Annotated in this window: 22 protein-coding genes and 3 tRNA genes; 10 read left to right on the forward strand and 15 right to left on the reverse strand. The window is 41.3% G+C overall.

Going from position 1 to position 25180, the window contains the following annotated elements; translation table 11 throughout:
• Positions 1-35: 35 nt before the first annotated feature.
• The 9 genes from tpiA (at position 36) to HUN22_RS00535 (ending at position 6967) form a co-directional block, all read left to right on the forward strand.
• Positions 36-830, forward strand: a complete 795-nt coding sequence (gene tpiA, locus HUN22_RS00495; RefSeq protein ID WP_174726108.1) for a triose-phosphate isomerase — start codon at positions 36-38, stop codon at positions 828-830.
• Positions 831-842: 12 nt separating this feature from the next.
• On the forward strand, positions 843-1172 hold the full coding sequence (gene secG, locus HUN22_RS00500) for a preprotein translocase subunit SecG (RefSeq protein ID WP_174726109.1): 330 nt from the start codon (positions 843-845) through the stop codon (positions 1170-1172).
• Positions 1173-1228: 56 nt separating this feature from the next.
• Positions 1229-1313 (forward strand) — tRNA-Leu (locus tag HUN22_RS00505).
• Positions 1314-1351: 38 nt separating this feature from the next.
• Positions 1352-1428, forward strand: a tRNA-Met gene (locus HUN22_RS00510).
• 89 nt (positions 1429-1517) lie between these two features.
• Positions 1518-1594 (forward strand) — tRNA-Met (locus tag HUN22_RS00515).
• A 215-nt stretch (positions 1595-1809) separates the two neighbouring features.
• Positions 1810-2334 carry a ribosome maturation factor RimP gene (gene rimP / locus HUN22_RS00520; RefSeq protein WP_174726110.1) on the forward strand — a complete coding sequence of 175 codons (525 nt, stop codon included), beginning with the start codon at positions 1810-1812 and terminating at the stop codon, positions 2332-2334.
• Positions 2335-2371: 37 nt separating this feature from the next.
• A complete protein-coding gene (gene nusA, locus HUN22_RS00525) occupies positions 2372-3856 on the forward strand; it encodes a transcription termination factor NusA (protein WP_002115134.1) in 1485 nt (494 codons plus the stop codon).
• A gap of 10 nt (positions 3857-3866) precedes the next feature.
• The gene (gene infB, locus HUN22_RS00530) at positions 3867-6566 is read left to right on the forward strand and encodes a translation initiation factor IF-2 (protein WP_174726111.1); all 2700 of its coding nucleotides are present in this window, start codon (positions 3867-3869) and stop codon (positions 6564-6566) included.
• Positions 6566-6967, forward strand: a complete 402-nt coding sequence (locus HUN22_RS00535) for a ribosome-binding factor A (protein WP_174726112.1) — start codon at positions 6566-6568, stop codon at positions 6965-6967. The genes infB and HUN22_RS00535 overlap by 1 nt, the downstream gene beginning before the upstream one ends.
• 55 nt (positions 6968-7022) lie before the next feature.
• Here HUN22_RS00535 and HUN22_RS00540 read toward each other — a convergent pair whose 3' ends face one another.
• The 14 genes from HUN22_RS00540 to HUN22_RS00605 form a co-directional block, all read right to left on the reverse strand.
• Positions 7023-7427 carry a Na+/H+ antiporter subunit G gene (locus tag HUN22_RS00540; RefSeq protein WP_014208229.1) on the reverse strand — a complete coding sequence of 135 codons (405 nt, stop codon included), beginning with the start codon at positions 7425-7427 and terminating at the stop codon, positions 7023-7025.
• Between the two features lie 11 nt (positions 7428-7438).
• Complete coding sequence (locus HUN22_RS00545) at positions 7439-7714, reverse strand: monovalent cation/H+ antiporter subunit F (protein WP_174726113.1); 276 nt, start codon at positions 7712-7714, stop codon at positions 7439-7441.
• On the reverse strand, positions 7711-8238 hold the full coding sequence (locus HUN22_RS00550) for a Na+/H+ antiporter subunit E (protein WP_174726114.1): 528 nt from the start codon (positions 8236-8238) through the stop codon (positions 7711-7713). The genes HUN22_RS00545 and HUN22_RS00550 overlap by 4 nt, the downstream gene beginning before the upstream one ends.
• A 2-nt stretch (positions 8239-8240) precedes the next feature.
• A complete protein-coding gene (locus tag HUN22_RS00555; protein ID WP_174726115.1) occupies positions 8241-10052 on the reverse strand; it encodes a monovalent cation/H+ antiporter subunit D in 1812 nt (603 codons plus the stop codon).
• Positions 10052-10420 (reverse strand): Na+/H+ antiporter subunit C, encoded by a 369-nt coding sequence (locus HUN22_RS00560; protein ID WP_174726116.1) that lies wholly within the window; start codon positions 10418-10420, stop codon positions 10052-10054. The genes HUN22_RS00555 and HUN22_RS00560 overlap by 1 nt, the downstream gene beginning before the upstream one ends.
• Positions 10417-13266, reverse strand: a complete 2850-nt coding sequence (locus HUN22_RS00565; protein WP_174726117.1) for a monovalent cation/H+ antiporter subunit A — start codon at positions 13264-13266, stop codon at positions 10417-10419. Before HUN22_RS00565 ends, HUN22_RS00560 begins: the two co-directional genes overlap by 4 nt.
• A gap of 315 nt (positions 13267-13581) precedes the next feature.
• Positions 13582-14973, reverse strand: coding sequence for an AAA family ATPase (locus tag HUN22_RS00570; RefSeq protein ID WP_174726118.1), 1392 nt, complete (start codon positions 14971-14973; stop codon positions 13582-13584).
• Between the two features lie 23 nt (positions 14974-14996).
• Positions 14997-16499: a UvrD-helicase domain-containing protein gene (locus HUN22_RS00575; protein ID WP_174726119.1), complete on the reverse strand. Its 1503-nt coding sequence runs from the start codon at positions 16497-16499 to the stop codon at positions 14997-14999.
• 9 nt (positions 16500-16508) lie between these two features.
• Complete coding sequence (hisIE, locus tag HUN22_RS00580) at positions 16509-17282, reverse strand: bifunctional phosphoribosyl-AMP cyclohydrolase/phosphoribosyl-ATP diphosphatase HisIE (RefSeq protein ID WP_174726120.1); 774 nt, start codon at positions 17280-17282, stop codon at positions 16509-16511.
• A 154-nt stretch (positions 17283-17436) separates the two neighbouring features.
• Positions 17437-18750 (reverse strand): FAD-dependent oxidoreductase, encoded by a 1314-nt coding sequence (locus HUN22_RS00585; protein WP_174726121.1) that lies wholly within the window; start codon positions 18748-18750, stop codon positions 17437-17439.
• Between the two features lie 124 nt (positions 18751-18874).
• Positions 18875-20494 carry an ABC1 kinase family protein gene (locus tag HUN22_RS00590; RefSeq protein ID WP_174726122.1) on the reverse strand — a complete coding sequence of 540 codons (1620 nt, stop codon included), beginning with the start codon at positions 20492-20494 and terminating at the stop codon, positions 18875-18877.
• A 12-nt stretch (positions 20495-20506) separates the two neighbouring features.
• A complete protein-coding gene (locus tag HUN22_RS00595) occupies positions 20507-21175 on the reverse strand; it encodes a ubiquinone biosynthesis accessory factor UbiJ (RefSeq protein ID WP_057104874.1) in 669 nt (222 codons plus the stop codon).
• Positions 21176-21186: 11 nt separating this feature from the next.
• Positions 21187-22134 carry a bifunctional demethylmenaquinone methyltransferase/2-methoxy-6-polyprenyl-1,4-benzoquinol methylase UbiE gene (ubiE, locus tag HUN22_RS00600; protein ID WP_069036494.1) on the reverse strand — a complete coding sequence of 316 codons (948 nt, stop codon included), beginning with the start codon at positions 22132-22134 and terminating at the stop codon, positions 21187-21189.
• Between the two features lie 147 nt (positions 22135-22281).
• Complete coding sequence (locus tag HUN22_RS00605) at positions 22282-22989, reverse strand: FFLEELY motif protein (protein WP_174726123.1); 708 nt, start codon at positions 22987-22989, stop codon at positions 22282-22284.
• Positions 22990-23198: 209 nt separating this feature from the next.
• Between HUN22_RS00605 and pap the strand changes: the two genes are divergently transcribed.
• Positions 23199-24617 (forward strand): polyphosphate:AMP phosphotransferase, encoded by a 1419-nt coding sequence (gene pap / locus HUN22_RS00610; protein WP_174726124.1) that lies wholly within the window; start codon positions 23199-23201, stop codon positions 24615-24617.
• Positions 24618-24638: 21 nt separating this feature from the next.
• On the opposite strand, the gene HUN22_RS00615 is transcribed toward pap, so the two are convergent.
• Positions 24639-25145 carry a hypothetical protein gene (locus HUN22_RS00615; RefSeq protein WP_174726125.1) on the reverse strand — a complete coding sequence of 169 codons (507 nt, stop codon included), beginning with the start codon at positions 25143-25145 and terminating at the stop codon, positions 24639-24641.
• Positions 25146-25180: the final 35 nt, after the last annotated feature.

Below are 25180 nucleotides of genomic sequence, written 5' to 3' on the forward strand. Positions count from 1 at the left end.
AGAATGTGCTGCATTTTTGATGAAAGGTGAGCCGTATGTCGGGTTCGACGATTACGCCTTGGGTAGTTGGCAACTGGAAAATGAACCCAATGCGTGCCAATGCCAAACAACTTATAGAAGAATTTAAACAACTATTGCAACAAGACCAAATTGCAGACGAAAGCTGTCATGTCGGGGTTGCTCCGGTTTCTATTGCACTTGCAATGGTACAAACACAATTGCAAGATGCTGCAAGAACAGTATATACAGTTGCACAAGACGTATCACGTGTAGCAGGTACAGGCGCATATACTGGCGAAGTCAGTGCAGAATTATTAAAAGATAGCCAAATTAATTTTGTATTGGTGGGGCATTCTGAACGCCGTGATATTTTTGGTGACAACGTTGAAATTTTGAAGGCGAAACTCCAAAATGCTTTAAATGCTGGCTTGACTGTCATTTATTGTGTTGGTGAAAGCCTCGAACAACGTGAAAAAGATTTGGCAGAACAAGTTGTATTGCAACAAATTTGTGATATTGCTCCTGTAGTTACTGCTGAGCAGTGGCAAAAACAAATTGTAATTGCCTATGAACCAATCTGGGCAATTGGGACAGGTAAAACTGCTTCTCCACAAGATGCACAGGCAATGCATGCTAAGATTCGTGAAGGTTTAAGTCAGATTACCCCAGCGGGTTCAGACATTGCGATTTTATATGGCGGTAGTGTAAAAGCTGAAAATGCAGTCGAGTTGGCAGCATGTCCAGATATTAATGGTGCGTTGGTAGGCGGTGCTTCATTAAATGCAGCATCTTTTTATCAAATTGTACAAGCCTTTGCACAAAGTAAATAACGAGGATAGGGTATGCACTCTTTTGTACTGATCGTACATATTATTTTAGCGGTACTGATGATTGCCTTGATTCTAGTGCAACACGGTAAAGGTGCGGATGCTGGCGCTTCTTTCGGTGGTGGTGGAGCAGCAACTGTATTTGGTGCATCAGGTTCAGGTAACTTCCTTACTCGCCTTACTGCTGTTTTAACGGCATTGTTTTTTGTGACGAGTTTAACTCTCGCTGTTTTTGCAAAAAAACAGACTACTGATGCATATAGTTTGAAAACTATACAAACTACAGCACCAGTTCAAACAACATCGCCTGAAACTTCACCAAATGCACCAAAATCGAGTCAATAATTCGAAATAGGGCTTTCCTTTTGTAGTGGGAAGGACTAGAATGCGTCCCACAAGCTGCGGTGGTGGTGGAATTGGTAGACACGCTACCTTGAGGTGGTAGTGCCTTCGGGCGTGGGGGTTCAAGTCCCCCCTTCCGCACCAACTTTGAACCAGAAAGTTGAGTGCAAGCAGTTTTTTGATGCGGGATGGAGCAGTCTGGTAGCTCGTCGGGCTCATAACCCGAAGGTCGTTGGTTCAAATCCAGCTCCCGCTACCAAATTGATTAAGGTGCAACTTAATCAGACCAATATCTAATGAGTTTACATTGACTTTATTTGATATTTGTATATAATTTTTGCACGTTGATGCGGGATGGAGCAGTCTGGTAGCTCGTCGGGCTCATAACCCGAAGGTCGTTGGTTCAAATCCAGCTCCCGCTACCAAGTTTCTTAAAAGAGGCTCACAGACAGGTGGGCCTTTTTGCACAGTGGACTATTGTTTTCTGTGCTAAATAGGGGCGATTAACGCCCTTTTTTATTGGTTATCGTATCGCTATCGTGTAGTGTCGACATCAATTGGTCAAATAGTCATGCTTCACTATAGTAGGTCTGTGTCGGTTAAAACAACCGATTGAATCGCACGAGAATGACGAGAGTAAATGAAATTATCAAATAAATCCCAAGCATTGCATGACTTAATTGTTCCTGCAGTGGAAGCATGTGGTGTTGACCTTTGGGGAATCGAGTTTCTCCCACAAGGTAAACGTTCATTATTGCGTATTTATATCGATAAAGCGGTAAGTGAAGATGCTGAGCCAGTACTTAATGAAGATGGCGAAGTAGAACAAGGCCGTGGTATCGGTGTGCAAGATTGTGTGCGTGTAACACAACAAGTTGGCGCAATATTGGATGTTCATGATCCAATTTCAGGTGAGTATTCATTAGAAGTTTCTTCACCAGGTTGGGATCGTCCATTTTTTCAACTAGAACAGTTACAAGGCTACATCGGGCAACAAATTGCTTTGCGTTTAATTGCAGCAGTAGAAAACCGTCGTAAATTTCAAGCAAAACTTATCGCAGTAGACCTTGAAAATGAAGAAATTCAGGTTGAAGTTGATGGGAAGCATGTGCTTGTGATCGACAGCAACAATATCGATAAAGCAAACTTGATCTATCAAGATTAAATTTATTTAAATTTTATAAGAAATCGGTAGGTGACTTATGGGCCGCGAAATTCTTACCGTTGTTGAAACGGTTAGTAATGAAAAAGGTGTTAGTCGTGAAGCGATCTTCGAGGCTTTAGAACAAGCTCTAGTTGCTGCAACGAAGAAAAGATTTTACGAAGGGACGCATGCTGAAGAAGCTCAGCTTCGTGTAGAAATTGATCGTAAAACTGGTGATTACCGTACGTTCCGTCAATGGACTGTTGTGGCAGATGAAGATCATGAAATGCCGGCTTGCCAAGATGCAATTTCTGACGTTGATCCAGCTAAATGGTCAATTGGTGACGTGCGTGAACTCGAAGTAGAATCTATTGAGTTTGGTCGTATCGCTGCACAAATTGCAAAACAAGTTATCGTACAAAAAATTCGTGAAGCTGAGCGTGCTTTAGTTGCTGATGCATACGAGTCTAAAGTTGGTGAGTTAATTTACGGTGAAGTGAAAAAACAAACCAAAGATGGCTTTATTATTGACTTAGGCGACAACGCAGAAGCTTATCTTGCACGCGAAGAGATGATTCCAAAAGAAATTCTTCGTCCAAAACAACGTGTAAACGCTATTTTATATAATGTTAACCGTGAAGGTCGTGGCGCTCAGTTGTTATTATCACGCGCTAAGCCTGAAATGTTAATTGCTTTAATGAAAAAAGAAATTCCAGAAATTTCTGAAGAAATCATTGAAATTAAAGCGGCAGCACGTCAACCGGGCGTTCGTGCTAAAATTGCAGTGAAAACAAATGATCACCGTATTGATCCTGTAGGTGCATGTATTGGTATGCGTGGTACGCGTATTCAAGCTGTACAGCAAGAGTTAAATGGTGAGCGTATTGATGTAGTGGTCTGGTCTGATGATCCGGCTCAATACATTGCTAGTGCATTAGAACCAGCTGATGTTTCCGGCATCGTGCTTGATGAAGATGCAAGAAGTGCCGACATTATTTTTGCAACCAGCGATCAATTAGCTCGTGCGATTGGCTCTCAAGGTCAAAACGTTCGTTTAGCTTCTGATTTAACTGGCTACAAACTCGACATGATGCTTGAAGAAGAGTATCGTGCTCGTCAGCAAAATGAAGCTCAGCAATATCTTGATATGTTTGTATCACGTCTCGATATTGAAGAAGATTTAGCAATGGCATTGGTGGAAATGGGCTTCACTTCTTTAGAAGAGATTGCTTATGTTCCTGCAGAAACTTTTGACGAAATTGAGCTTGATGCTGAATTGGTTGAGTTATTGCAAAGTCGTGCAAAAGAAGCAGCCCTTACTGATGCTTTGAAACAGCAAGAAAATATTCAAGAACCGAGCGCAGACCTTCTCACTATGGAAGGCATGACTTCTGAGATCGCTTACTCGCTTGCCGCTCGCGGTATTATTACTGTCGACGATTTAGCAGATCAGGCTACTGACGATATCTCTGATATTGAAGGACTTGGTCATGAAAAAGCAGGTCAATTGATCATGAAAGCTCGCGAATCATGGTTTAACTAGGAGATGAAATATGACGGACAAGTCGATTAAAGAGTTAGCTCTCAGTGTAGGACGTCCTGTTGAGAAGCTCCTAGAACAGGCTCGTGAAGCAGGTTTGCCTCAACGTACAGCAGACGACATTATTACCACTGAACAACAGGATACTTTGGTCAATCATTTGAAAAAAGTTCATGGTCAGGAAAGTGGTAACACAGGAAAAATTGCGTTGAAACGTAAAACAACCAGTACCGCTAAAGTTGCAAGTACTTCAGGTAAAGCAAAAACAATTAACGTAGAAGTACGTAAAAAACAGGTTTTTGCTAAACCAAACCCTGAACAAATTGCAGCAGAAGCTAAAGCACGTGCAGAAGCAGAAGCGAAAGCACGTGTAGAACAGCAAACGCGTGAAACTGCCGAGCAAAAAGCGCGTCTTCAAACAGAGCAAAAAGCAAAAGCAACTTTAGATGCTATGCGTGCTGCTCATCAACAAGATACTGCTGCACAGACAGCTCCAAAAGCTGCTGTTGTAGTGAAAAAGCGTGGTGGTGGTACAGTAAAACCTGCACCAAAACCAGCTGAAACTCCAGAACAGAAAAGAGCTCGTGAAGAGCAGTCAGCTCAGTTAAAAGCAACTGAAGAAGCTGCACGTCGTAAAGCGGCAGAAGAAGCTCAGCAACGTACACTTGAACAAATGCGCAAAATGGCGTCTAAGTATTCAAATGACGATGCTACTACAACAATTCGTGTGATTGATGATTCTCCACTTGCTTCAGGTCTAGTTGGCCAAGCTTATGAAGATTCATTTAAGCAAGAAGACCGTGAAATTAAACGCGGTGGCGCAACCACTAACCCACGTGCTGGGAAGAAAGGTGGTCGTCGTGGTCAAGAAGAGCAAAGCTTTGTTAACCATAACAAACGTGGTTTAAAATCAAGCCAAGCGAATAAGCATGGATTTGAAAAGCCAGTTAAAAAGCAAGTTTATGATGTAGAAATCGGTTCAAGTATTGTTGTTGCCGATCTTGCTCAAAAAATGGCAATTAAAGTACGTGAAGTTATCAAGACACTTATGAAAATGGGTGAATTGGTTAATCAAGATCAAGCTATTGATCAAGACACGGCGGCACTTGTTGTAGAAGAAATGGGCCATAACCCTGTTCTAGTTTCTGATACACAAGCGGAAGATAACTTGCTTGAAGCGGCTGAAGAAGCTCGTGGTGAGCAAACAACTCGTCCGCCAGTTGTTACCATTATGGGTCACGTTGACCATGGTAAAACATCATTGCTTGACCGTATTCGTCGTTCGAAAGTGGCGGCTGGTGAAGCAGGTGGTATTACCCAGCATATTGGTGCATATCACGTTGAAACAGACAAAGGGATTATTACATTCCTTGATACACCGGGACATGCAGCATTTACTTCAATGCGTGCACGTGGTGCTAAAGCAACGGATATCGTTGTATTGGTTGTTGCAGCAGATGACGGTGTAATGCCACAAACTGCGGAAGCAATTGACCATGCTCGTGCAGCAGGTACTCCAATTATTGTTGCAATCAACAAAATGGATAAAGAATCTGCTGATCCAGACCGTGTGTTAAATGAATTAACAACGAAACAAATCGTTCCAGAGGAATGGGGTGGTGATGTTCCGATTGCTAAGGTTTCTGCACACAGCGGACAAGGTATTGATGAACTCCTTGACTTAATTCTTATTCAATCTGAATTGATGGAATTAAAAGCATCTGCTGAAGGTGCTGCGCAAGGTGTTGTTATTGAAGCACGTGTTGATAAAGGCCGTGGTGCGGTAACTTCTATTCTTGTTCAAAACGGTACATTGAACATTGGTGACCTTGTTCTTGCAGGTTCGTCTTATGGCCGTGTCCGTGCAATGTCTGATGAAAACGGTAAGCCAATTAAATCAGCAGGACCATCTATTCCAGTAGAAATTCTGGGTCTTCCAGATGCTCCAATGGCAGGTGATGAAGTTCTTGTTGTAAATGACGAGAAGAAAGCACGTGAAGTTGCTGATGCTCGTGCTGACCGTGAACGTCAAAAGCGTATTGATCGTCAAAGTGCAATGCGCCTTGAAAATATCATGTCGTCAATGGGCAAAAAAGATGTTCCTACAGTGAACGTTGTTTTAAGAACAGACGTACGTGGTACTTTAGAAGCATTGAATGCAGCTCTACATGAATTATCTACTGATGAAGTGAAAGTTCGTGTAATTAGTTCAGGTGTTGGTGCGATTACAGAGTCTGATGTCATTCTTGCTGAATCTTCAGAAGCTGTATTGTTGGGCTTTAACGTTCGTGCCGATACGACTGCGCGTCAGAGAAGTGACCAAGACGGTATTGATATTCGTTACTACAGCATCATCTATGAATTGATTGATGATGTGAAAGATGCCATGAGCGGTAAACTTGCTCCTGAACATCGTGAAACAATCTTGGGTGTTGCGGAAGTACGTGAAGTATTCCACTCAAGTAAGTTTGGTGCAGCAGCAGGCTGTATGGTACTTGAAGGCACATTACATCGTAATAAACCGATTCGCGTATTACGTGATGATGTTGTAATTTTCCAAGGTGAGCTTGAATCTCTTCGTCGTTATAAAGACGTTGTTGATGAAGTTCGTGCAGGTATGGAATGTGGCCTTGCAGTGAAAGGTTATAAAGACATCAAACCACAAGATAAGATCGAAGTGTATGATGTTCAATTGATTAAACGGAGTCTTTAATGGCGGGTAGCCAACGCTTAAAGCGCATGGCGGATTCAGTACAACGTGAGTTGTCTGAGCTGATCCGTCAAGAGCTTAAAGATCCTCGCTTAGGTGGTCTAGTGACCATCTCTGCGGTGAAAGTCAGTGCGGATATGGGTTATGCTGAAGTTTATGTCACCGTTATGGGACGTGAACTAGGTGATGAGCAAAGTGAAGTTGCAAATAAAGAAACTTTAGATGTACTAAATAAAGCTTCTGGTTTCTTGCGTCATGAGTTAAGCCGTCGCATCAAGACTCGTATCACGCCGCGCTTACGTTTCCATTATGATAAGACGAATGCATATGGTAACTATATGTTTGGTCTAATCGAAAAAGCGGTACAAGATTTACCAGAACGTAAGTCAGATGAACAAGAGTAATTAAAACTCAAAATAAAAAAGCCACCTTGGGGTGGCTTTTTTATTGGTTCAATTTTTATTCTTTAGGAGGTTCCATTGGCGGTTTGTTTTGTGAAAAGCGCTGACCAATTTTGTAACGGTCCCAAGGGAGCGGGCGTTCAATTGCTTCGGGTACTTCTCCACTGAGTGAACGTAAACGTAGGTGTAGCGCAGCTTGAGCAATCAAATTAGCTGAAACTGGTGCAGTAATAAAAGCTAAAAGGGTAATGAGTAGTTCGGCAAAACCAAAGCGACCTTGGAAAGCAAAAAAGATCATTGAAGCAATCAGGAAGCTTCCTAAGCCGAGCGTACTTGATTTAGTTGGTGCATGTAAACGCATGAATAAGTCAGGTAAACGGACCATACCGATTGAGCCAACTAACATGAAAAAGGCACCAAAAACCAGAAAGACCGAAACAATAATTTCCATTGCAAATTGCATTTGACCTCTCCTTAATCGATAACGTGACCAGTTGTGAAGTAACGTGCTAAGGCGGCTGTAGATACGAAACCTAACATGGCAACGAGTAATGCTCCTTCAAATAGAGAGGTCGTCATCCAATAAATGCCTAACACAACAATAAGGCAAGTTGCATTTAGGAAAAGCGTATCGAGTGCTAAAAGGCGGTCTACAATTGATGGACCCATGACCATTCTGAAAAGGCAAAGTAGCATCGAGATTGTAATGGCAATCAAGCTAATACCTAGAGCATAGGGTAAGATTGTCATGCACTTGCCTCCGTTTTACTTTTCACATCAAAAATTTCCATAAGTGGAATTTCATAACGTTGTTTGATGTCTTGAATATCAGATTCGGCATTATCTGTGCTTAAAGCGTGAACCAGAATATCCCCGCGTTCCTGATCGATACCTGCAGAAACTGTACCTGGTGTTGTGGTAATGATCATTGCCAGTAAGGTATTGACCTGCTCATGTTCTGTTTCTAACGGTACACGGTACCATTTAGGGTGTAAATTTTTAGCAGGCCCCAAAACAAGTTTCGCAACTTTAAAGTTGGAAATGACAATATCCCAAAGAACTACAAAGCACAGTTTAACTGCGGGTTTCCAATGAATATGCGGTGTACGGGTAATAAATGGTTTGACTAAACGAGGAATAATTAAACCCAGAAGCATAGCAGTCAAAAGATCACTAGCATCAAGGCCATGCGCCAGCATCAACCAAAATAAAATAATGAGAACAGAAACAAATGGATGTGGAAACCAGCGTTCAAGCAAATGAGATAACTGCATTGTTATGGCTCCATAGGTTTCAGTTGACTTTCATCAACAATCGTAGGCGATTGGAGTTTGTTCTGTTGTTGAATTTGCCGATGTTTATATTCAGAAATATGCTCACCGTTAAAGGTCTCTTTCGAAATAATATCTGGAACAAGATAAGCATTATGGTCTTCTACCTCACCACCGTATTTGGTTTCTGGTAAGTAAGAGGGATCATATGGCTGCACACTGATGAATTCACCATTTTGATCTACTTTAAGAATAGAGTGTTGGTAAAGTGCATGGTCTTGGATCTGTTGTGCAGTGCTTAATGTGTAATGCTGAATTGGTGCAGCAAAGATGACATAAGCGATTAAACTAGCCAGTAATAGATAAATGACTTGATCATTACGTGGCGGTGCTCGTTCCGGTAAGGCACTATAAATTATATAAGCTGGATGGAGAGGATCTTGCTCTGGAGAAGTTGCTCGCCAGAATAAGATAAAACCAACACGTGTGAGTGCAATAATACTTAATAGACTCACCACAAGCACAACACCAATGATCCAGCCTTGATAAGCAGTTTCAACTGTAGCTTGCAAAATGAATACTTTGCCGAGGAAACCACTAAAAGGAGGTAATCCGGCCATCATCATCGCAATGATGAAATAAGTCAGCATTGCCGCTTTTTCTTGTTTGATTTTTGGGGCAACTTTTAAATGATCTTTAAAATCTCCACGTTGTGAAGTGATCCATCCACAAAATAGATAAAAAGCTGCTCCGATCAATGTACTGTGCACCAAGTAATATAAAGCGCCAGACCATGCCTGTGTATTGGACATGGCTATTGCTGTAAGCAAGGTACCAATTGAAGAAAGCACCATAAAGCCGACAAAGCGACGTAAACGATCTGCCCCAATTGCTGCAATCACACCGTAGAGTGAAGTAATTAAGCCAATAGGCAATAACCAGTCTTTTAAGATTTCTTGACTAAGTGCATCGTCAAATACTGTTCCATTTACACGTAAAATAGAATAAATACCGACCTTGGTCATAATAGTGAAAATAGCAGCTACAGGCGTACTTGCAACGGCATAAGTTTTTGGTAACCAAAAACCGACAGGAAGCATTGCTGCTTTAATACCGAAAACTACAAAAAGAAGTAAAGCACCAGCGACTGCTAATTTGTGTTGATCTGCTTCAAGTGTTGGTATAAGACGTGATACATCCGCCATGTTGAGGCTACCTACACTGCCATAAATCATACCAAGCCCAATTAAGAAGAGGGCAGAGGCTAAAAGATTGATAATGACATAGTGAACGCCAAGCTGAAAACGAGGTTTACCTTGCCCATGTAAAAGCAAAACATAGGAAGCCATCAGCAGAATTTCAAAAAAGACGAAAAGGTTAAATAAGTCGCCTGTTAGAAATGCTCCACAGAGCCCCATTAATAGGAAATGTACCATGGCATGGAAATAGCGACCACGGGTGTCCCAGTTATCACTTGCATACCATAAAACTGGTACCGTTAATGCGTAGGTCAGTGCCAGCATAAAAGCAGAAAGACGATCAAGTACAAGGACAATACCAAATGGTGCTGACCATTCACTTAATTGGTAAACCGTAATTTGACCAGTACTAGCGTAACTTAGATAAACAATTGCAGTAATTAATCCAGCAATTGCGGAGACAAGGCTAATGCCACGCCGCCAAGGCTGACGCCAGTCATCTTTTAAGGCGCCTGCCCCGGGATTGCCTAAGAGTAATAAGATAAAACCAGTAAATGCTGGGATGAGAATGCTAAAAATAGGCGTGTGTTGTTGCCAAAAAGATAAAAAATCAAACATTACGGCTCATCCTCGCGTGGGTCGTATGTTGGGGACATATCTTCTTTAGCATCAACATGATCACTACCTGATTCATAACGGCTACGTAGCGCCAGTTGTACAATAAACGCTGTAGTTGCAAAACCGATCACGATAGCAGTTAACACCAGTGCTTGAGGAAGTGGATCGGTTACTTTTGTTGTTTCAGTTAAAATTGCTGGTGAGCTGATTTGTAATCGACCCATAGCAAATAAAAATAGGTTTACTGCATAACCGATTACAGCTAAGCCAAGTACAACAGGGAAAGTACGAGCACGTAAAATCAGATAAATACCTGTGGCAACAAGTAAACCAATAGCAGACGCCAATAAGAACTCTAAACTGATCATGATGATTCCTCCCGATGTGGTACAGGACCAGACATACTCGAATGACGAGAGTCGCCTAATACAGAGATGAGCAACATTGTTGCGCCTACAACGGTAATATAAACACCCAAGTCAAAACTTGCAGCTGAAGCTAGGTGTAGTTTGCCTAGAATTGGTAATTCAACATAGACATGAGCGCTAGTGAGGAATGGGCGTAGCCAGAACCATGCTGCTACACCAGTCAACCCTGCGATGGTTAATCCTGTGCCAATCCAGACTTCGTAAAGGCGTCCTGACTTTGCTTTTAACAGCTGCTCTGCTTGATCTTGACCTAGTGCAATATATTGGATGATTAATGCCATTGAGGTGATTAGGCCTGCAATGAAGCCACCACCTGGATAGTTATGTCCTCGCATAAAGATATAAACACTGACGACAAGCGCTAGTGGTAATACCCAAGAGGCCGTAATACGAAACATAAGTGGAGACGGATTAAAACGGTAGGTGAGACCTTGCGTCATGGTTGTACCATGTACACGCATACCATCCATTAGACATAGGGCACCAATTGCAGCGATTCCTAATACTGTAATTTCACCAAAAGTATCGAAGCCACGGAAGTCAACTAAAATGACATTTACAATATTTGAGCCACCGCCCAGTGGTAAAGACTGTTGGACAAAGAACCAAGAAATCGAATTATGATCACGAGTTAAAATGAGCCATGTAATCCAACCTACTCCTAAACCTCCAATAATTGCTAAGGCAGCATCTCTCAAACGTCTAGAGCGACGAGATTCATACGGTGTGAGTTGTGGAAGTAAAGATAAACTCATTAATAAAAGAACAGTGGTTACTACATCTACTGTAATTTGAGTTAGCGCTAAATCTGGTGCTGACATGGTGACGAAGACCATGGTTACCACTAGACCAATTGCACCACTAATAAGTACAGCTTTAATACGCTCATGGTGGAACCAAAGCATCATCCAGCAACCTGAGAACAGGGTTAGCCAAAGAACGACAGCAATCCATGGGGCATGGGTGAGTTCACGTGTACCTGTAGTCAGCCCTTGATTGAGTAAAGGCATGGTGACCATGATGATGCTAAAAGCAATAATCCAGAACAAATAACTTTGCAATGAACCATTTTCCGTTTTTTGTTTGATTTTTCGGCTATTAAGCAACAGATGTTTTAAAAATAAATCAAATAAGATGCGGCCTTGTAATCTGCCTAGACGCGGGTCAAGGTCAATTTTACGAATCATGCCGTCTTTTGCTAAAGAAAAATAGAAGAGTGTACCGCCAACCAAAGCAATAATACTCATCACCAGAGGAGCGTTAAATCCGTGCCAAATTGCAAGGTGTGTACCTGCAAATTCTGGTTGCATTAAGCTTGCTCTCGTTACGCTATTGACCAGTGGCTCTACCAATAGAGAAGGTAGAACGCCGACCAAGATACAGAGCACAGCAAGAAGAATGGCTGGAGCACGCATTCCGATCGGTGGTTCATGTGCATCTTTATTTGGAACTTGTTTACCAATTGGACCATCAAAGAACACACCATGTACTAAGCGAATTGAATAACTTACTGCGAAGATACCAGCCAGAGTGGCAATAATGCTGGCAAAGATAACCGTTGAGCCTGAAAGATTCGCCAATAGCTCGGTAAAGAACATCTCTTTTGAAATAAAGCCATTAGTGAGTGGTACCCCAGCCATAGAGGCAGCAGTGATCATAGTCAGTGTGGCAGTGAAAGGGAGTAATTGCCAAATACCACTGAGTTTTCGAAGATCGCGTGTGCCAGTTTCGTGATCAATAATCCCTGCAAGCATAAACAGCGCTGCTTTAAATGTTGCATGGTTAATAATATGGAAAATAGCAGCGGCAACCGCTAAAGGAGAACCGATACCTAATAAACAAACAATAAGCCCTAAATGACTAATGGTTGAATAGGCTAAAAGTCCTTTTAAATCTTCTTTGAAAATGGCAAAACATGCTGCCATACAGAGCGTAAATAGGCCGACAAATGTAACGATATTGTGATAAATCGCAGCGCCTATAAAAATTGGAAGTAAGCGGGCAAGTAGAAAAATCCCAGCTTTTACCATGGTCGCCGAGTGTAGGTAAGCAGACACTGGCGTTGGTGCAGCCATTGCATTGGGTAACCAAAAATGAAATGGAAACTGAGCACTCTTCGTAAATGCGCCAAGCAAAATCAGTAATAACATTGGAATAAAAAGAGTGTGGGCTTGGATCACATCTTTCATGCCCATGATTTCGCTAATTTCATAGGTCCCAGTGATTTGTCCTAATAGAACAAATCCACCTAGCATTGCTAAACCGCCCATCCCTGTAATAGTGAGTGCCATCCGAGAGCCACGTTGAGCAGCCTCATAATGACTCCAATAACCCACTAATAAGAAAGATGAAATACTAGTGAGCTCCCAAAAGATTAATAAAATAATAAGATTATTAGAGAGCGAAATACCCAGCATTGCTGCCATAAACAGCATGAGTAAAGTATAGAGTTTACTTAAAGAGTTTTTAGGGCCGAGATAATAATAGGCGTATATATAAATGAGTGTACCGATACCGGTAATAAGCAAAGAGAATAATAAACCAAGCGCATCAAGTCTGAAGCTTAGATTAATCCCTAATTGAGGTAGCCAATCCCAGCTTTGTTGAATGCTTGCACCACCAAGCACAGTTTTAGCTTGAGTCAGTAATAAACCAAAACTGGTTAAACTGACTCCAATTGCCCCTAAAGCCGTTACTCCACGCGAGAACCGTTGAAGCAATGAAACAAGGGTGGTGCCTAATATTAACGGTAATAAGATAATTATCGGTAGCACACTCGTATCCATATGTGATTTAGGCCGAAACCTAAAAGTGAAATTTTAATTTCAGAATAGATAGGAATTCAAAGAGAGTTCCAAAGCTTATTATTCCGAAAACCCAACCAAATTAGAAAATAAAGCGAGAAACAAGTTGTATTGCGCAACTTGAAGAATAAAAACGCAAAATGAAATTTATTGTACACTAAAAAAGCATTAAAAATCTGATGTTATTACATGTAGTAACAACATCTAGTTATTTTAGTGCTTAAAAAACCTCACTCCACCATATATTTTGTGAGTCAGGTTTTTAATTATAAAAAGAGAGACTAAGGATTATAAAATTCAAACAGAAGGGCTTTCTTCTGGTGTGTCTCCTGCATGGATCATGCGTAGCAATTCATTTTTTTGTTGTTCATTTAAACCCTGAATCTGCTGAAATAAAACCTCAATCTGTGCCGGCGTTGGAGTCGGGTCTATTAAACTTAGAGGTTGTGCTTCTATAGGTGGTGTTAATGGTTCACTTCTTTGAAGTAAGGTATAGATATGTTCAAGCTGTTGCTTGGTCGTATTTAGGTCAAGATGGCTAATTTTACCATGCTCTAATTTTAGACATTGATAGGTCGAAGCATGTTCGAGTAGCTCTTCACGACTTCCTGTTGCAATAATTTGTAGTCGTGGGAATGCTTGATGAAGTCGATTTAAAATTTCAGAGCAATGCATCGAGTCGAGCTGTGCATCAATCTGATCAATGAGTAAAACGCCGTCGCCCTCAAGACAAGGGTTTAAGCTTAAAGGGTTGAGTAAACAGAGTCTACGGGCTATATCGCCTACTAAAGCAATCCAGGTTTTTGTTGTATTTGAAAGCTGCTGAAAAGGTAAGGTCTGACCTTCATAATCAACCATAAGTTGCAGTCGAGGCTGATATTGTAGATATAAGTCTTTAAGCTCAGGCAAAACTATATTTAATGCATTCTTGAGGGCGTAGAGATTGGGTGAAGTGAGTTGTTTAGGTTGACTAGATAACTCTTTTTGGAGCTCATTTAATAATTCTGTTTGATCTTGTTGATCTGATTGTTTAGATCTAATTCGTTGTACTAGATATGCAGCTTGAGCATTTTCGATATCACTAATTTCTCGTAACCATTCAAAAAAGCGCGTAAAAGTTGTAAACGGGATTAGGCTAATGTCATAGGCTGAAATAGCTTGAGTAATACCAGGTAAATTTTTATTGAGCAGATTAATGTCATTTACAAATCGCTCGGCTGGGTAGTAAGCGATTAGGGGAAGTCCTTGCAATGGATCTTTTTTTGTGACTTGTTGATAAAGCGCTATGGTTTGATCAAGTTGCTGAGTTTCAACTTGGCTCACTCCGATACCACTTGCATTTAAAGTTTTAAAAAGTTTCCAGCTACACAGTGAAGAGTCTACCTGTTGAGCAGAGGTACTTTCTGGTAAATGGCCAATTTCAGAAGGAACTTGGATGGTCACTTCAATTTTTGATTGGAGACGCGACTGAGTAATGTCCTGATCAGGAGTGACAATTCCCGGACTGCGTAAATCTTTAAGACGAGCAGGCAACCAAGTTAAAGCATGGTAAGTATGTTTGAGCAACATACTTTTACCAGTTGCCTGTTCACCTAAAATTAAGGTGATTGGCTGTTTTTCATAGTGAAAATGTATTTTAAGGTCGTGAAACAGAGCAATATGTTTAAATTGGACAGATTCAAGTTTCATAGGCTCACCTAAATATGAGCGCTTCAACCAACCGACTGACGAAGACTTAAAGGCGCCCTTAGTTTTAATTGTTGTATCAGATCATAAAGATGATGGATATTTAGACTTACTTTAGCACGAGTACAGGCAACGTACAGTAGTCTTAATTCTTCATCGGTAATCTTGTGCTCTAACCCATTAATTTTAAATTGATAGTCATCTTCAATATGAACACGGTTCCATTCTAGCCCTTTCGCTTTATGGGCGGTTGAGATGACATAGTCAGCCTGCTCAAGTGGTGTAATCTTTGCAAGTGCTTTTTTTAGTGGGTCTGTGCCATGATCATCAACCAGTTTTACTAATGGCTTAATGTCGCTACCTTCATTAGTTTCACAGTATTCATGGACATCATGCCATGAATTGAACCATGCCAGTTCCGGAACATCCGTAACCCGTTTTCCTTGCTTTAAGAGGCTTGCGGCATCTACAAAACGGTTTAGTTTTTGATGATCCGCCTGCAAACTTACTTTATCGCCGTGAACTAAGCCTGCCAATAAAAGTTCCATTGCACGAGCATTGGTACGGCATAAAATCGCATCACGCATTTTGGTATGCGGTTTATTCACTACACTTGATTTCTGGTTTGGATTACCAAGCAAGGGAACAGTTTCATTTAAACCGCCAAGCAGTGCATTGGCTACATCGGCAATCGTTTCGCCAAAACGAAAAGAAGTGGTTAATCGAGATTCTGGCAAGGGCAATTGTTGCATGGCATTAATCGCACCACGCCACGCATAGATTTGCTGATGTGCATCACCTACATAGATGACCTGAGTATTTTTCTGACGAAGTAAAATACCCAACATTAAAGGGTCAGCATCTTGTGCTTCATCAAATAGTACATAATCGGCTGGGATGTTAGGTTCAGATAATGCCCAAAGTTTGAGGTAAATATCGTGACCAATACCAGCTTGGTGGTTTGGATCGATTGATTCTAACCAACGGCGTTCAACAGCAGGGTAAAGATGGGTTTGAAGTGCAGTAATATCATCTGGATGTAACCAGTTTGGCGCCTGAATATGTCGAGGCGCGGGATATTGCGAACTGGTCGAACAGAAATAGCTCACTGCATTGGCGACAAGGCTCGCTAGGCGACTTGGCATCAAGACGTATTTTTCATAACGTCCACCCATCATGCGCCGTAAGGTAATTGGCTCTAGTCGATATTCTTTTGCGATAAAACTTGGACTTAAGCGAGGTAAACGTAATTTATCGGTCACACCTCGTGGCACACTGCGAAAGGCGAGTGAGTGAAAAGTACGACAATCTACATTACGATGAAATTTGTTTTGTGCTTCACCCGCAATGGCTTTGTTAAAAGCCAAATACATACCGCGCCGTTCAGGCATGGCATCACTAATCATTTGTAACGTAGTAGTTTTACCTGTACCCGCATAGGCAATCACTTTAAATGATTGCCCAAGACGTCCGTTATCTATGGCAATGGCTTGCTCATAGGTGGCTTTAGGTTTTTCGATATTCGACACTGAGTGATTTTAAACCTTGTTGCGGTTAGCTTTTTCAACTAAACCAGATAAACCCTGACGACGAGCTAATTCGTCAATAATAAGTTGTGGATTAAGATCGAAATAACCCAACATCACAATAGTATGGAACCACAAATCTGCTGTTTCATAAACAAGATCGTTTAAGTGAGCTTCTGAATCCTGTGCGGCAAAGTCTTTAGCAGCAATAATTGCTTCTACACTTTCTTCACCCACTTTTTCTAAGATTTTATTGATGCCTTTTTTGTAGAGGCTTGCAACATATGAAGTATCTGCTTCAGCTTGCTTACGCTCTTGCATCAATTGCCCTAGGTGAGCAAGTACATCGACTTGTTCTGTGGTGTGAGCATGATCGTGTGCTTCAGTTTTAGCTTTGTCACCATAAATTGCAGTAGGGTCTTTTAATTGTGCATCGACAATTTCCCAGCCCTGTGGGGTAAGTTTACGGTAGAAACAAGACTCACGACCTGTATGGCACGCGATCCCGCCGTGTTGCTCAACCTGTAATATAATGACGTCGGCATCGCAGTCTAAACGAATTTCATAAACCGTTTGGAAGTGACCTGATTCTTCACCCTTGTGCCAGAGTTTTTGACGAGAGCGAGAGAAATAAACTGCCTGATTTTTTTCTGCTGTGAGCGCAAGTGATTCACGGTTCATCCACGCCACCATCAAAATACGTCCGGTTTGATGATGTTGAGCAATGGCAGGGATAAGACCTTGTTCGTTAAATTTTACTTCATCGAGCCATTGCGTGTTATTCATGAGGAATCACCAAAGAAATATGAACTATAAATTGATTTCAATCAGATGCTAAAAAATAGCTTGTATAGTGTACGGTATCAACGTCAGTTTTAGGAAAAATTCTTTGTCCTTTTTGTCTTTGTCAGCCCAATGAGTAGCTTGAATACGATTACTTTTAAAAGTCAGACAGAGATTCACTTTTTAAATTAAAAGTACTGTTTTCTTTAGGTAATTGAGCTACTCGATCATAATCAAGTTGTTGAAATGGGCCAGTCTTTAAGCCTGAAATTGTGATCGCCATTTCTTTTCGAAAATAGGGGATTTGATACATCCAAGGGAAAACTAAATCTCTTAAACCACCAGCCCACCAATGGTCAGATTGATAAAGTGGTGTTAGTAAACGACTAAGAAATTGATAAAACTGGGTGGATGAGCGCCGAAGCTGATGGTAGTGCTGCCAGAGTAGAGACCAATCAATATTCTGGTTCTTTTGGGCATGTTGCAATGATTGAGAGAAAGCCCAAGCATCCAATAATGCCATATTGGCCCCTTGACCTAACTGAGGGCTCATTGCATGAGCTGCATCTCCAATGACACCAATTCGACCTTGACCAAATTGGGTCATCACTACATCACGATAGTTTGCAGATAACCATTTGGGCTGAGTTTGACTGTTATACAAAATCTCTTTCAGCCAGTCTGCAACCTTGGGCCAGCGTTCTGAGACTTGCTTTAACCAAGCTTGTTTAGCGTGCTCATCTTGCAAAAATCTTTGTAATTGTGGCGTAGGTAAGCTCCAAAAAATACTTGAAAGGTGCTGTTGAGGTTCGGTTGGAATAGCTCCTGTAGGTAGAATTCCCATCATAATTTTCGAGCGATCATAAAATTGATGCAGAATTTCAGAATCGAGCACTTGGCACTCAGGCACGATACTCCACGCCGCACCCCAAGGGTAGGCTTGATCGACTTTTACCCATGCTTTAGGCCTTAATTGACTACGCGCACCGTTGGCAATAAGTACGGCATCAAAACGAGCATCAAAATTTTGGTTTTGATACATGCCGAATAGCCGAATTTCATCGTTATATTCTTCAAATTTTTCAACAGAGTGGTTCATACGCCAAGTAACTTGGCTTGAATATTCACTAAGCTTTTGAGTAAGCACATGACATAAAGTGGCACGGTGTATACCTAAACCATAGAGATTTGCTGATGCTTCATGATAATGACTGTTCACTAAAAGACGCTTATCTGGAAGTTGTCCTTCTAAGCCTGTGACTTTCGCACCTAAGGTTAAGGCTTTGTCGAGCACACCTAAGTGTTCAAATACGGCTAAGCCCGCGGGTTGTAGTAATAAACCAGCACCGACCGGAGATAACTCATCAACTTGTTCGAAAATCGTAACGTTATTGCCTTCACGGGCAAGTAAAATCGCAGTGGCTAAACCTGCCGTACCAGCACCGATAATGGCAAAATGAGGTGTTTTCATTGTTTGTTCTTTTGAAGCATTTATAGATTCAATTTAGCAATGAACGAATAGTTGAGCTATAAATTTTTTTAAATATTAGAGTTTTTCCATAAAAAAATCCCTTGCACTGCAAGGGATTTTGAATTTATTTCAAGATACGCCAAAGTGCTAATAAAGTACTCAGCACAATTAGAATAATCGAAACAAACCAAGGGCTAATAATCGCAATGGTCAGTAAAATCAGCATGCTACTACCGAACATCCAACTACGGCGTTGCTGATGTTCCATTTGCAAACGAAGTTGCTGAATTTCGCGTAATTGGCGGTCTTGCCAAGCAGATTGATTTTTTAAACCATTTAGGCTGTCAATAATTAAACTTGGGAAATCTTGAGCGCCTAAAAGTAGGTCAGGTAACTGCTGGCCGAGCTCTTTTACATTTTTGACTGGGTTCATGTTGGATTTGACCCATTCCGTCAAAATTGGTTTTGCCAATTTCCAGATGTCGAGCTGCGGATAAAGGTCAGTCCCTAAGCCTTCTACATGCACTAAAGTTTTGAGTAGCAGCATGAGTTGTGGCGGAATTTCTAAATGAAAGCGACGAGCAATGTCCATGACTTGAATTAAGATGCCAGCAAAATCAAGTTGATCCATTGGTTTAGACACCATTGGCCCAATAGTACGGCGCATTTCACGTGCTAACGAGTCTTGGTCTGTACCCGGTGGAATCCAGCCAGCTTGATGCACAATTTGAATAAGCTGCATAAAGTTGCTGTTCATGACAGCAAGCAACATGCGGGCAACCGTCATTTGGTCATGTTTAGATAGCTCACCCATAATCGCGCAGTCCAGCGCAATAAAGCGTGGATTGTTTGGGTTGATGGTTTCGACAAAGACGTTACCAGGGTGCATGTCGGCATGGAAAAAGTTATCGCGGAAGACTTGCGTAAAGAAAATAGTTAATCCTTTTTCTGCAAGTTGTGCACGATCCATGCCTAATCGGTCAAAGGTTGCCGTATCTGAAATAGGCACACCTGTAATACGCTCAGCCACCATGACATCTTTTGTGTCCATGTACACTTCAGGCACATACATCATGGTTGAGCCAGTAAAGTAATGGCGCATACGGCGGGTGTTATCTGCCTCAATACTCAAGTCTAGCTCATTTAAAATGATCTGGCGGTAGTCTTGAATAATTTCGGTGAGATGCAACGCACGAGCAGCTTCAAGGCGGCTTTCTAATGTATTTCCTAGCCATGCCAAAATTTCAAAGTCTTGCAAAATTTGATTGCGAATATCAGGGCGAGTGACCTTAACAACGACTTCGCGACCATCATGCAATGCAGCAGTATGCACTTGGGCAATTGATGCGGCAGCTAATGGCTGATCATCAAAGCGAGCAAACAATGTATTTACGTCAGCTTTTAACGAATCTTGAATACGTTGTTTGGCAACATCTCCATCAAAAGGCTTAACCTGATCTTGAAGTAGAACCAGCTGAGCGAGCACCTCAGGTGGAATCAAGTCACGACGAGTAGAGAGTAATTGACCAAGCTTGATTGCAAGTGGTCCCATATCTTCTAAAGCTTCTTTGAGCTTTAAAGGATTTTTACGTTCACGGCTCGACCATGCAGCTGGATGCATTTTAATAATATTTAATGCATGCTGAGCTTTAACTGGTAATTCATCCGCAGGGAACAACGTATCGAGTCTATAGTGCGCTGCAATACGCCAAAGTTCGAGTAAACGTGAAACGTGCGGAATCATATACAGTCTTACCTAGTCTTGAGAGGGTTGTAGTTGTGCATTGAGTTGCTGCAATCTTGCTTCTAGACGGTCAATGTCTTGATTAAGCTTGCGAGTGGCTTGAGTTAAGTCGTCCATTTCCCAGCGAGGGGCAAATAGGCCGCTATCTTCTTTTAATGCGTCTTCTGCAAAAAATAGATGACTTTGAAGAGAGCGTTTTAAATGTGTTGGTGCAAGTTGAATCTTGCCAATCTCGTGTGCGAGTTGAGGACCTACCCATCTAGATAAATGCGCAGCTAAATCTGGTTCAGCTTGCTGCATAATCTTTTGAATATCCTGTAATAGGTGATAATCACCTTGGAGCGGGATATTGCCAATCTGATCTGGATCGCTGACTAATAATTTAATAAGTTCAACGACATCTTTAACATGCAAAGTGGCAGTTGCTTCAGAAATTTTGAATTGGGCATCAAAAGGGCGCTGTTCAAAAATAGAAGGCTTTTCGCTGTGTCCTGTTGCAGTAGGTTCAAGACGTACTTTTTCTTGGTCAAAGAATACATCGACAGAAAGCTGCGGGCTATCAATCACTACACGCAACATTTTGCCCTGTAACTGATTAAGCTGAATGCGTGTAACCGCATCCAGATCGATCAGATGATGAATGATACGTTCGACTGCACCGAGTGCCAGAATCGACCACATATCGTTATCCCTTACAGTTTAAAGCCACGGTGAACGGCAACGATACCAGCAGTAAGGTTGTGATAGTCACAGTTCTGGAAGCCAGCATTTTCCATCATACCTTTTAAAGTACGTTGGTCTGGATGCATACGTATTGATTCAGCTAAATATTTATAACTTTCTGAATCATTGGCAACCAATTTACCCATAATCGGTAAAGCGGTGAATGAGTAGAGGTCATAAAGTTTTGAAAATGGCTCAAATACAGGTTTAGAAAACTCAAGAATCAGTAAACGGCCACCTGGCTTCAACACACGGAACATAGACGCAAGTGCTGCATCTTTATCTGTCACGTTACGTAAACCAAAGCTAATGGTGACAAGATCAAAGCTGTTGTCTGCAAAAGGTTCTAAAGTTTCTGCATTGGCAAGAACGAAATCAACATTGGTACAGCCTGCGTCAATGAGGCGGTCGCGACCAACATTAAGCATAGATTCGTTAATGTCTGAAAGTACGACATGGCCTTGCGGACCAACTTCACGGCTAAATACTTTTGCTAAGTCGCCTGTACCACCCGCAATATCCAACACGTGTTGACCACGGCGAACACCAGACATGTTAATTGCGAAACGCTTCCACAAACGGTGGATACCAAATGACATTAAGTCATTCATCAAGTCATATTTGCTTGCAACCGAGTGGAAAACTTCTGCAACTTTTTGTGCTTTATCTTCAGTGCGAACTGTTGAGTAACCAAAGTGTGTTGTTTCACCAACGTTGCCAGTGTTACCTGCACCGCGTGGTAAATTATATTTTGGTACAGAACCATTCACAGGCGTATCTGTTAAGGTTTGCTGTAAAGATTGTTGTTGCCCTTGAGGGGTACCTTGCGGTAAAGGTGAGCTTAGGAATGGGCTAACTTTGTCTGAACTTTGTGCCTGCTCAGTTGGAGATGTTGGCTTTTGGTTTTCGTTAGACATATTGTCTCTCCTAGACTCAAACTCAAGTGAAACGGAATAAGTTCTGCATGATGACAGATTTTGTCTATTTTTACAGGCATCATCATGCAAATATAATGAATAAAATCTCAACTTCGCGAGGTTGAGTTTTTCTATGTGCCGACCTTATCACACTCTAAACGGATTCGGATGCCCTGAATGTACATTTTCAATAATCTGGCGTTCTTTTTCAGTAAAAGTCTTAATAAAGGTCTCGGCTGATTTTAACGGTTTCATCGCACTAAAACCATCTTGAATGAAATCATACATCAATTCGAAGTGATATTTTTGTGCAATACCTTTACACATTTTAAAAGCAGTAAACATCATAAATGAGCGCATGTACTTATCGAGCGCTGCTCCTAAATCATCAAGAAGAGCAAGCTGCTGGTAACGAGCCTCAGCCTGATCCAGCTTGATTAAGGTTAAACGCATAATCTCATCAGTGAGTACTGTATCTGTCGGATAGTCTTCAAGAAGTTGCATTGCTACTTGCTCATCAAGTCGAGTGGCAAGTACAGCCAAACTTACCGATTTAGTACCCGTTTTAATTGCATTTTCAGGTAAGACTTTTTCGGCTTTATGCGCATATTTCAAGAGGCGTTCGATTTGAGCTGCCAGAGCATCAAACTCTGGGCCACCATATAAACGATTTAAAAAATACTCTGACATGAGCTTGTGCGCTGGCAAATTAAAAAAGTCTTGATGCGTATCTTTCATCCGCTCTTTTAGCCATGTTTGTACATCTTGCAAACGTTGGGCAAGTACTGGATTATCGTGATAATTAAATGTTTTATATTGTTGTAAAAGATCATCAAAAGCAGCGAGTTTAGACATGTAAGACTCTAATATTGGGCTATTTGCAAAAAATCATAAAAGGCATTGTAACCTTGTACTATGGCGAGTAGATGTAAAAAAAATGATTCATGCGTCAATTTTTAAACATAATTTTGTCGCAATGACATAATTTGTATAGCAATTCATCATTTAACCGCATAAGTTAAAGATTATCGAAATTAAACAATAAAAGATTAGAGTCGTGGACTATGAGTGAACAACAACCAAAATTTGAGATTCGTGATGAAGAACAGCTTTCAGTCGATTTGATTGAAGCACAATATGCGTTAAAAGAAAGTCGGGGCAAACCTAACGCTAAAAGCACACTGATATTAATGAGTGGTATTGAACTGGCTGGAAAGGGGGAAGCGGTTAAGCAGCTTCGTGAGTGGCTAGACCCAAGATATTTACGAGTCAAAGCAGACGCACCGCGTGTACTGACAGATACAGAAGCATTTTGGCAATCTTACTCGGAGTTTATTCCGACTGAAGGACAAATTGTGGTGATGTTCGGCAACTGGTATAGCGATTTGCTCGTCACAGCAACGCATGTTTCCGAACCTTTAGATGAGGCGCGCTTTGATGAATACGTTGAAAATATGCGGGCATTTGAGCAAGACTTAAAAAACAACTATGTGGATGTGGTTAAAGTTTGGTTTGATCTTTCATGGAAATCACTACAAAAACGTTTAGACAAGATAGATCCATCTGAACAACATTGGCATAAGCTTCATGGCCTAGACTGGCGTAATAAAAAACAATATGACACTTTGCAAAAGTTACGCCGCCGTTTTACCGACGATTGGTACATTATTGATGGCGAAGATGAAACACAACGCGACCAGTTTTTTGCTCAGTACCTTTTACAACACATGCGTCAACTTCCAGAGCATGAAACCGAAGTTAAAGGAAAATGGCAGCAGGCTCAAATTCCAGAGAGTTTATTAAAACCTTCTAATGAGCCACTTGAAAAAGCCGATTATAAAAAAGAGCTCGATAAACTGAGTAAAAAAATTGCCGATGCCATGCGTTTTGATAAACGTAATGTCGTGATTGCTTTTGAAGGTATGGATGCCGCAGGTAAAGGCGGTGCTATTAAGCGAATTGTTAAAAACCTAGACCCACGAGAATATGATATTCATTGTATTGGTGCACCTGAACGCTTTGAAGCTCGACATCCTTACCTATGGCGATTTTGGAACCGCATTAATGAAGCTGAAAAAATCACGATTTTTGATCGGACATGGTATGGGCGCGTACTCGTTGAACGGGTTGAAGGATTTGCTTCGCCTTTAGAGTGGCAACGTGCTTATGATGAAATTAATCGTTTTGAAAAAGATTTATTTGATAGTCAAACGATTGTAGTAAAAATTTGGCTAGCGATTAGTAAAGATGAACAAGAGCAGCGTTTTAAAGCTAGAGAAGAAACGCCGCATAAACGCTTTAAAATTACAGCAGAGGATTGGCGTAATCGTGATAAGTGGGATGATTATTTAAAAGCCGCTGCTGATATGTTTGAGCGAACAAGTACCGAATATGCACCTTGGCATATTGTCGCAACTGATGATAAATATACTGCACGTCTGGAAGTATTAAAGGCTATTTTAAAACAGCTGAGAGCAGACTAAGCTCTCAGCCAAGATCAACCATTAATTTACAATGGTACTACGACTTTTTTGCTGAATGCGTTTTGCAAGATTGTAACTGTCATTCAGATGAGTTTCTGCTATTTTTTTCATCATGAAATAGCCTAAACTTGCTGCTACAATTTGACCGCCTAGCGGTATAAATTTAGTTACCTGTTTCGTTACGATTTTGCCCAAAAAGCCGTTAAATGTTTTTTTAACGGTAGTACGTGCGACTACAAAACCTGAAAATTCAAAACCGCGTTTACGTAGTTCATCCCAATGAATTGTTTTAGTTTTTGGGTCGTAAACACTTACGTGTTCAGGTGCTAAACCAAAACGGGAATTGATATCTGGAATTAGGTGCGACAAAATTCCCAAATCTACCACCACGTCAAAAAAAGGAATCGGCACGATCGCCGCTCCAGCTGAGACGTAAGCTCTTTTTTTGATGAGATCATGGCACTCATCGCGAATTTGTTCCAGATTTAGGCTTGGATCAATATAGTCAGGAATCTTGTCAATTTTCATAATGTCTACCTGTATGAGTTTCTTGATGGCGTCAT

Origin of the sequence: Acinetobacter lactucae, assembly GCF_013344765.1 — a bacterium.
Classification (GTDB): domain Bacteria; phylum Pseudomonadota; class Gammaproteobacteria; order Pseudomonadales; family Moraxellaceae; genus Acinetobacter; species Acinetobacter lactucae_A.

Excerpts from the sequence above, each read along its gene's own strand:
- tpiA (WP_174726108.1), top strand. The coding sequence starts at position 36 with ATGTCGGGTTCGACGATTACGCCTTGGGTAGTTGGCAACTGGAAAATG.
- secG (WP_174726109.1), top strand. The coding sequence starts at position 843 with ATGCACTCTTTTGTACTGATCGTACATATTATTTTAGCGGTACTGATG.
- rimP (WP_174726110.1), top strand. The coding sequence starts at position 1,810 with ATGAAATTATCAAATAAATCCCAAGCATTGCATGACTTAATTGTTCCT.
- nusA (WP_002115134.1), top strand. The coding sequence starts at position 2,372 with ATGGGCCGCGAAATTCTTACCGTTGTTGAAACGGTTAGTAATGAAAAA.
- infB (WP_174726111.1), top strand. The coding sequence starts at position 3,867 with ATGACGGACAAGTCGATTAAAGAGTTAGCTCTCAGTGTAGGACGTCCT.
- HUN22_RS00535 (WP_174726112.1), top strand. The coding sequence starts at position 6,566 with ATGGCGGGTAGCCAACGCTTAAAGCGCATGGCGGATTCAGTACAACGT.
- HUN22_RS00540 (WP_014208229.1), bottom strand. The coding sequence starts at position 7,427 with ATGCAATTTGCAATGGAAATTATTGTTTCGGTCTTTCTGGTTTTTGGT.
- HUN22_RS00545 (WP_174726113.1), bottom strand. The coding sequence starts at position 7,714 with ATGACAATCTTACCCTATGCTCTAGGTATTAGCTTGATTGCCATTACA.
- HUN22_RS00550 (WP_174726114.1), bottom strand. The coding sequence starts at position 8,238 with ATGCAGTTATCTCATTTGCTTGAACGCTGGTTTCCACATCCATTTGTT.
- HUN22_RS00555 (WP_174726115.1), bottom strand. The coding sequence starts at position 10,052 with ATGTTTGATTTTTTATCTTTTTGGCAACAACACACGCCTATTTTTAGC.
- HUN22_RS00560 (WP_174726116.1), bottom strand. The coding sequence starts at position 10,420 with ATGATCAGTTTAGAGTTCTTATTGGCGTCTGCTATTGGTTTACTTGTT.
- HUN22_RS00565 (WP_174726117.1), bottom strand. The coding sequence starts at position 13,266 with ATGGATACGAGTGTGCTACCGATAATTATCTTATTACCGTTAATATTA.
- HUN22_RS00570 (WP_174726118.1), bottom strand. The coding sequence starts at position 14,973 with ATGAAACTTGAATCTGTCCAATTTAAACATATTGCTCTGTTTCACGAC.
- hisIE (WP_174726120.1), bottom strand. The coding sequence starts at position 17,282 with ATGAATAACACGCAATGGCTCGATGAAGTAAAATTTAACGAACAAGGT.
- HUN22_RS00585 (WP_174726121.1), bottom strand. The coding sequence starts at position 18,750 with ATGAAAACACCTCATTTTGCCATTATCGGTGCTGGTACGGCAGGTTTA.
- HUN22_RS00590 (WP_174726122.1), bottom strand. The coding sequence starts at position 20,494 with ATGATTCCGCACGTTTCACGTTTACTCGAACTTTGGCGTATTGCAGCG.
- HUN22_RS00595 (WP_057104874.1), bottom strand. The coding sequence starts at position 21,175 with ATGTGGTCGATTCTGGCACTCGGTGCAGTCGAACGTATCATTCATCAT.
- ubiE (WP_069036494.1), bottom strand. The coding sequence starts at position 22,134 with ATGTCTAACGAAAACCAAAAGCCAACATCTCCAACTGAGCAGGCACAA.
- HUN22_RS00605 (WP_174726123.1), bottom strand. The coding sequence starts at position 22,989 with ATGTCTAAACTCGCTGCTTTTGATGATCTTTTACAACAATATAAAACA.
- pap (WP_174726124.1), top strand. The coding sequence starts at position 23,199 with ATGAGTGAACAACAACCAAAATTTGAGATTCGTGATGAAGAACAGCTT.
- HUN22_RS00615 (WP_174726125.1), bottom strand. The coding sequence starts at position 25,145 with ATGAAAATTGACAAGATTCCTGACTATATTGATCCAAGCCTAAATCTG.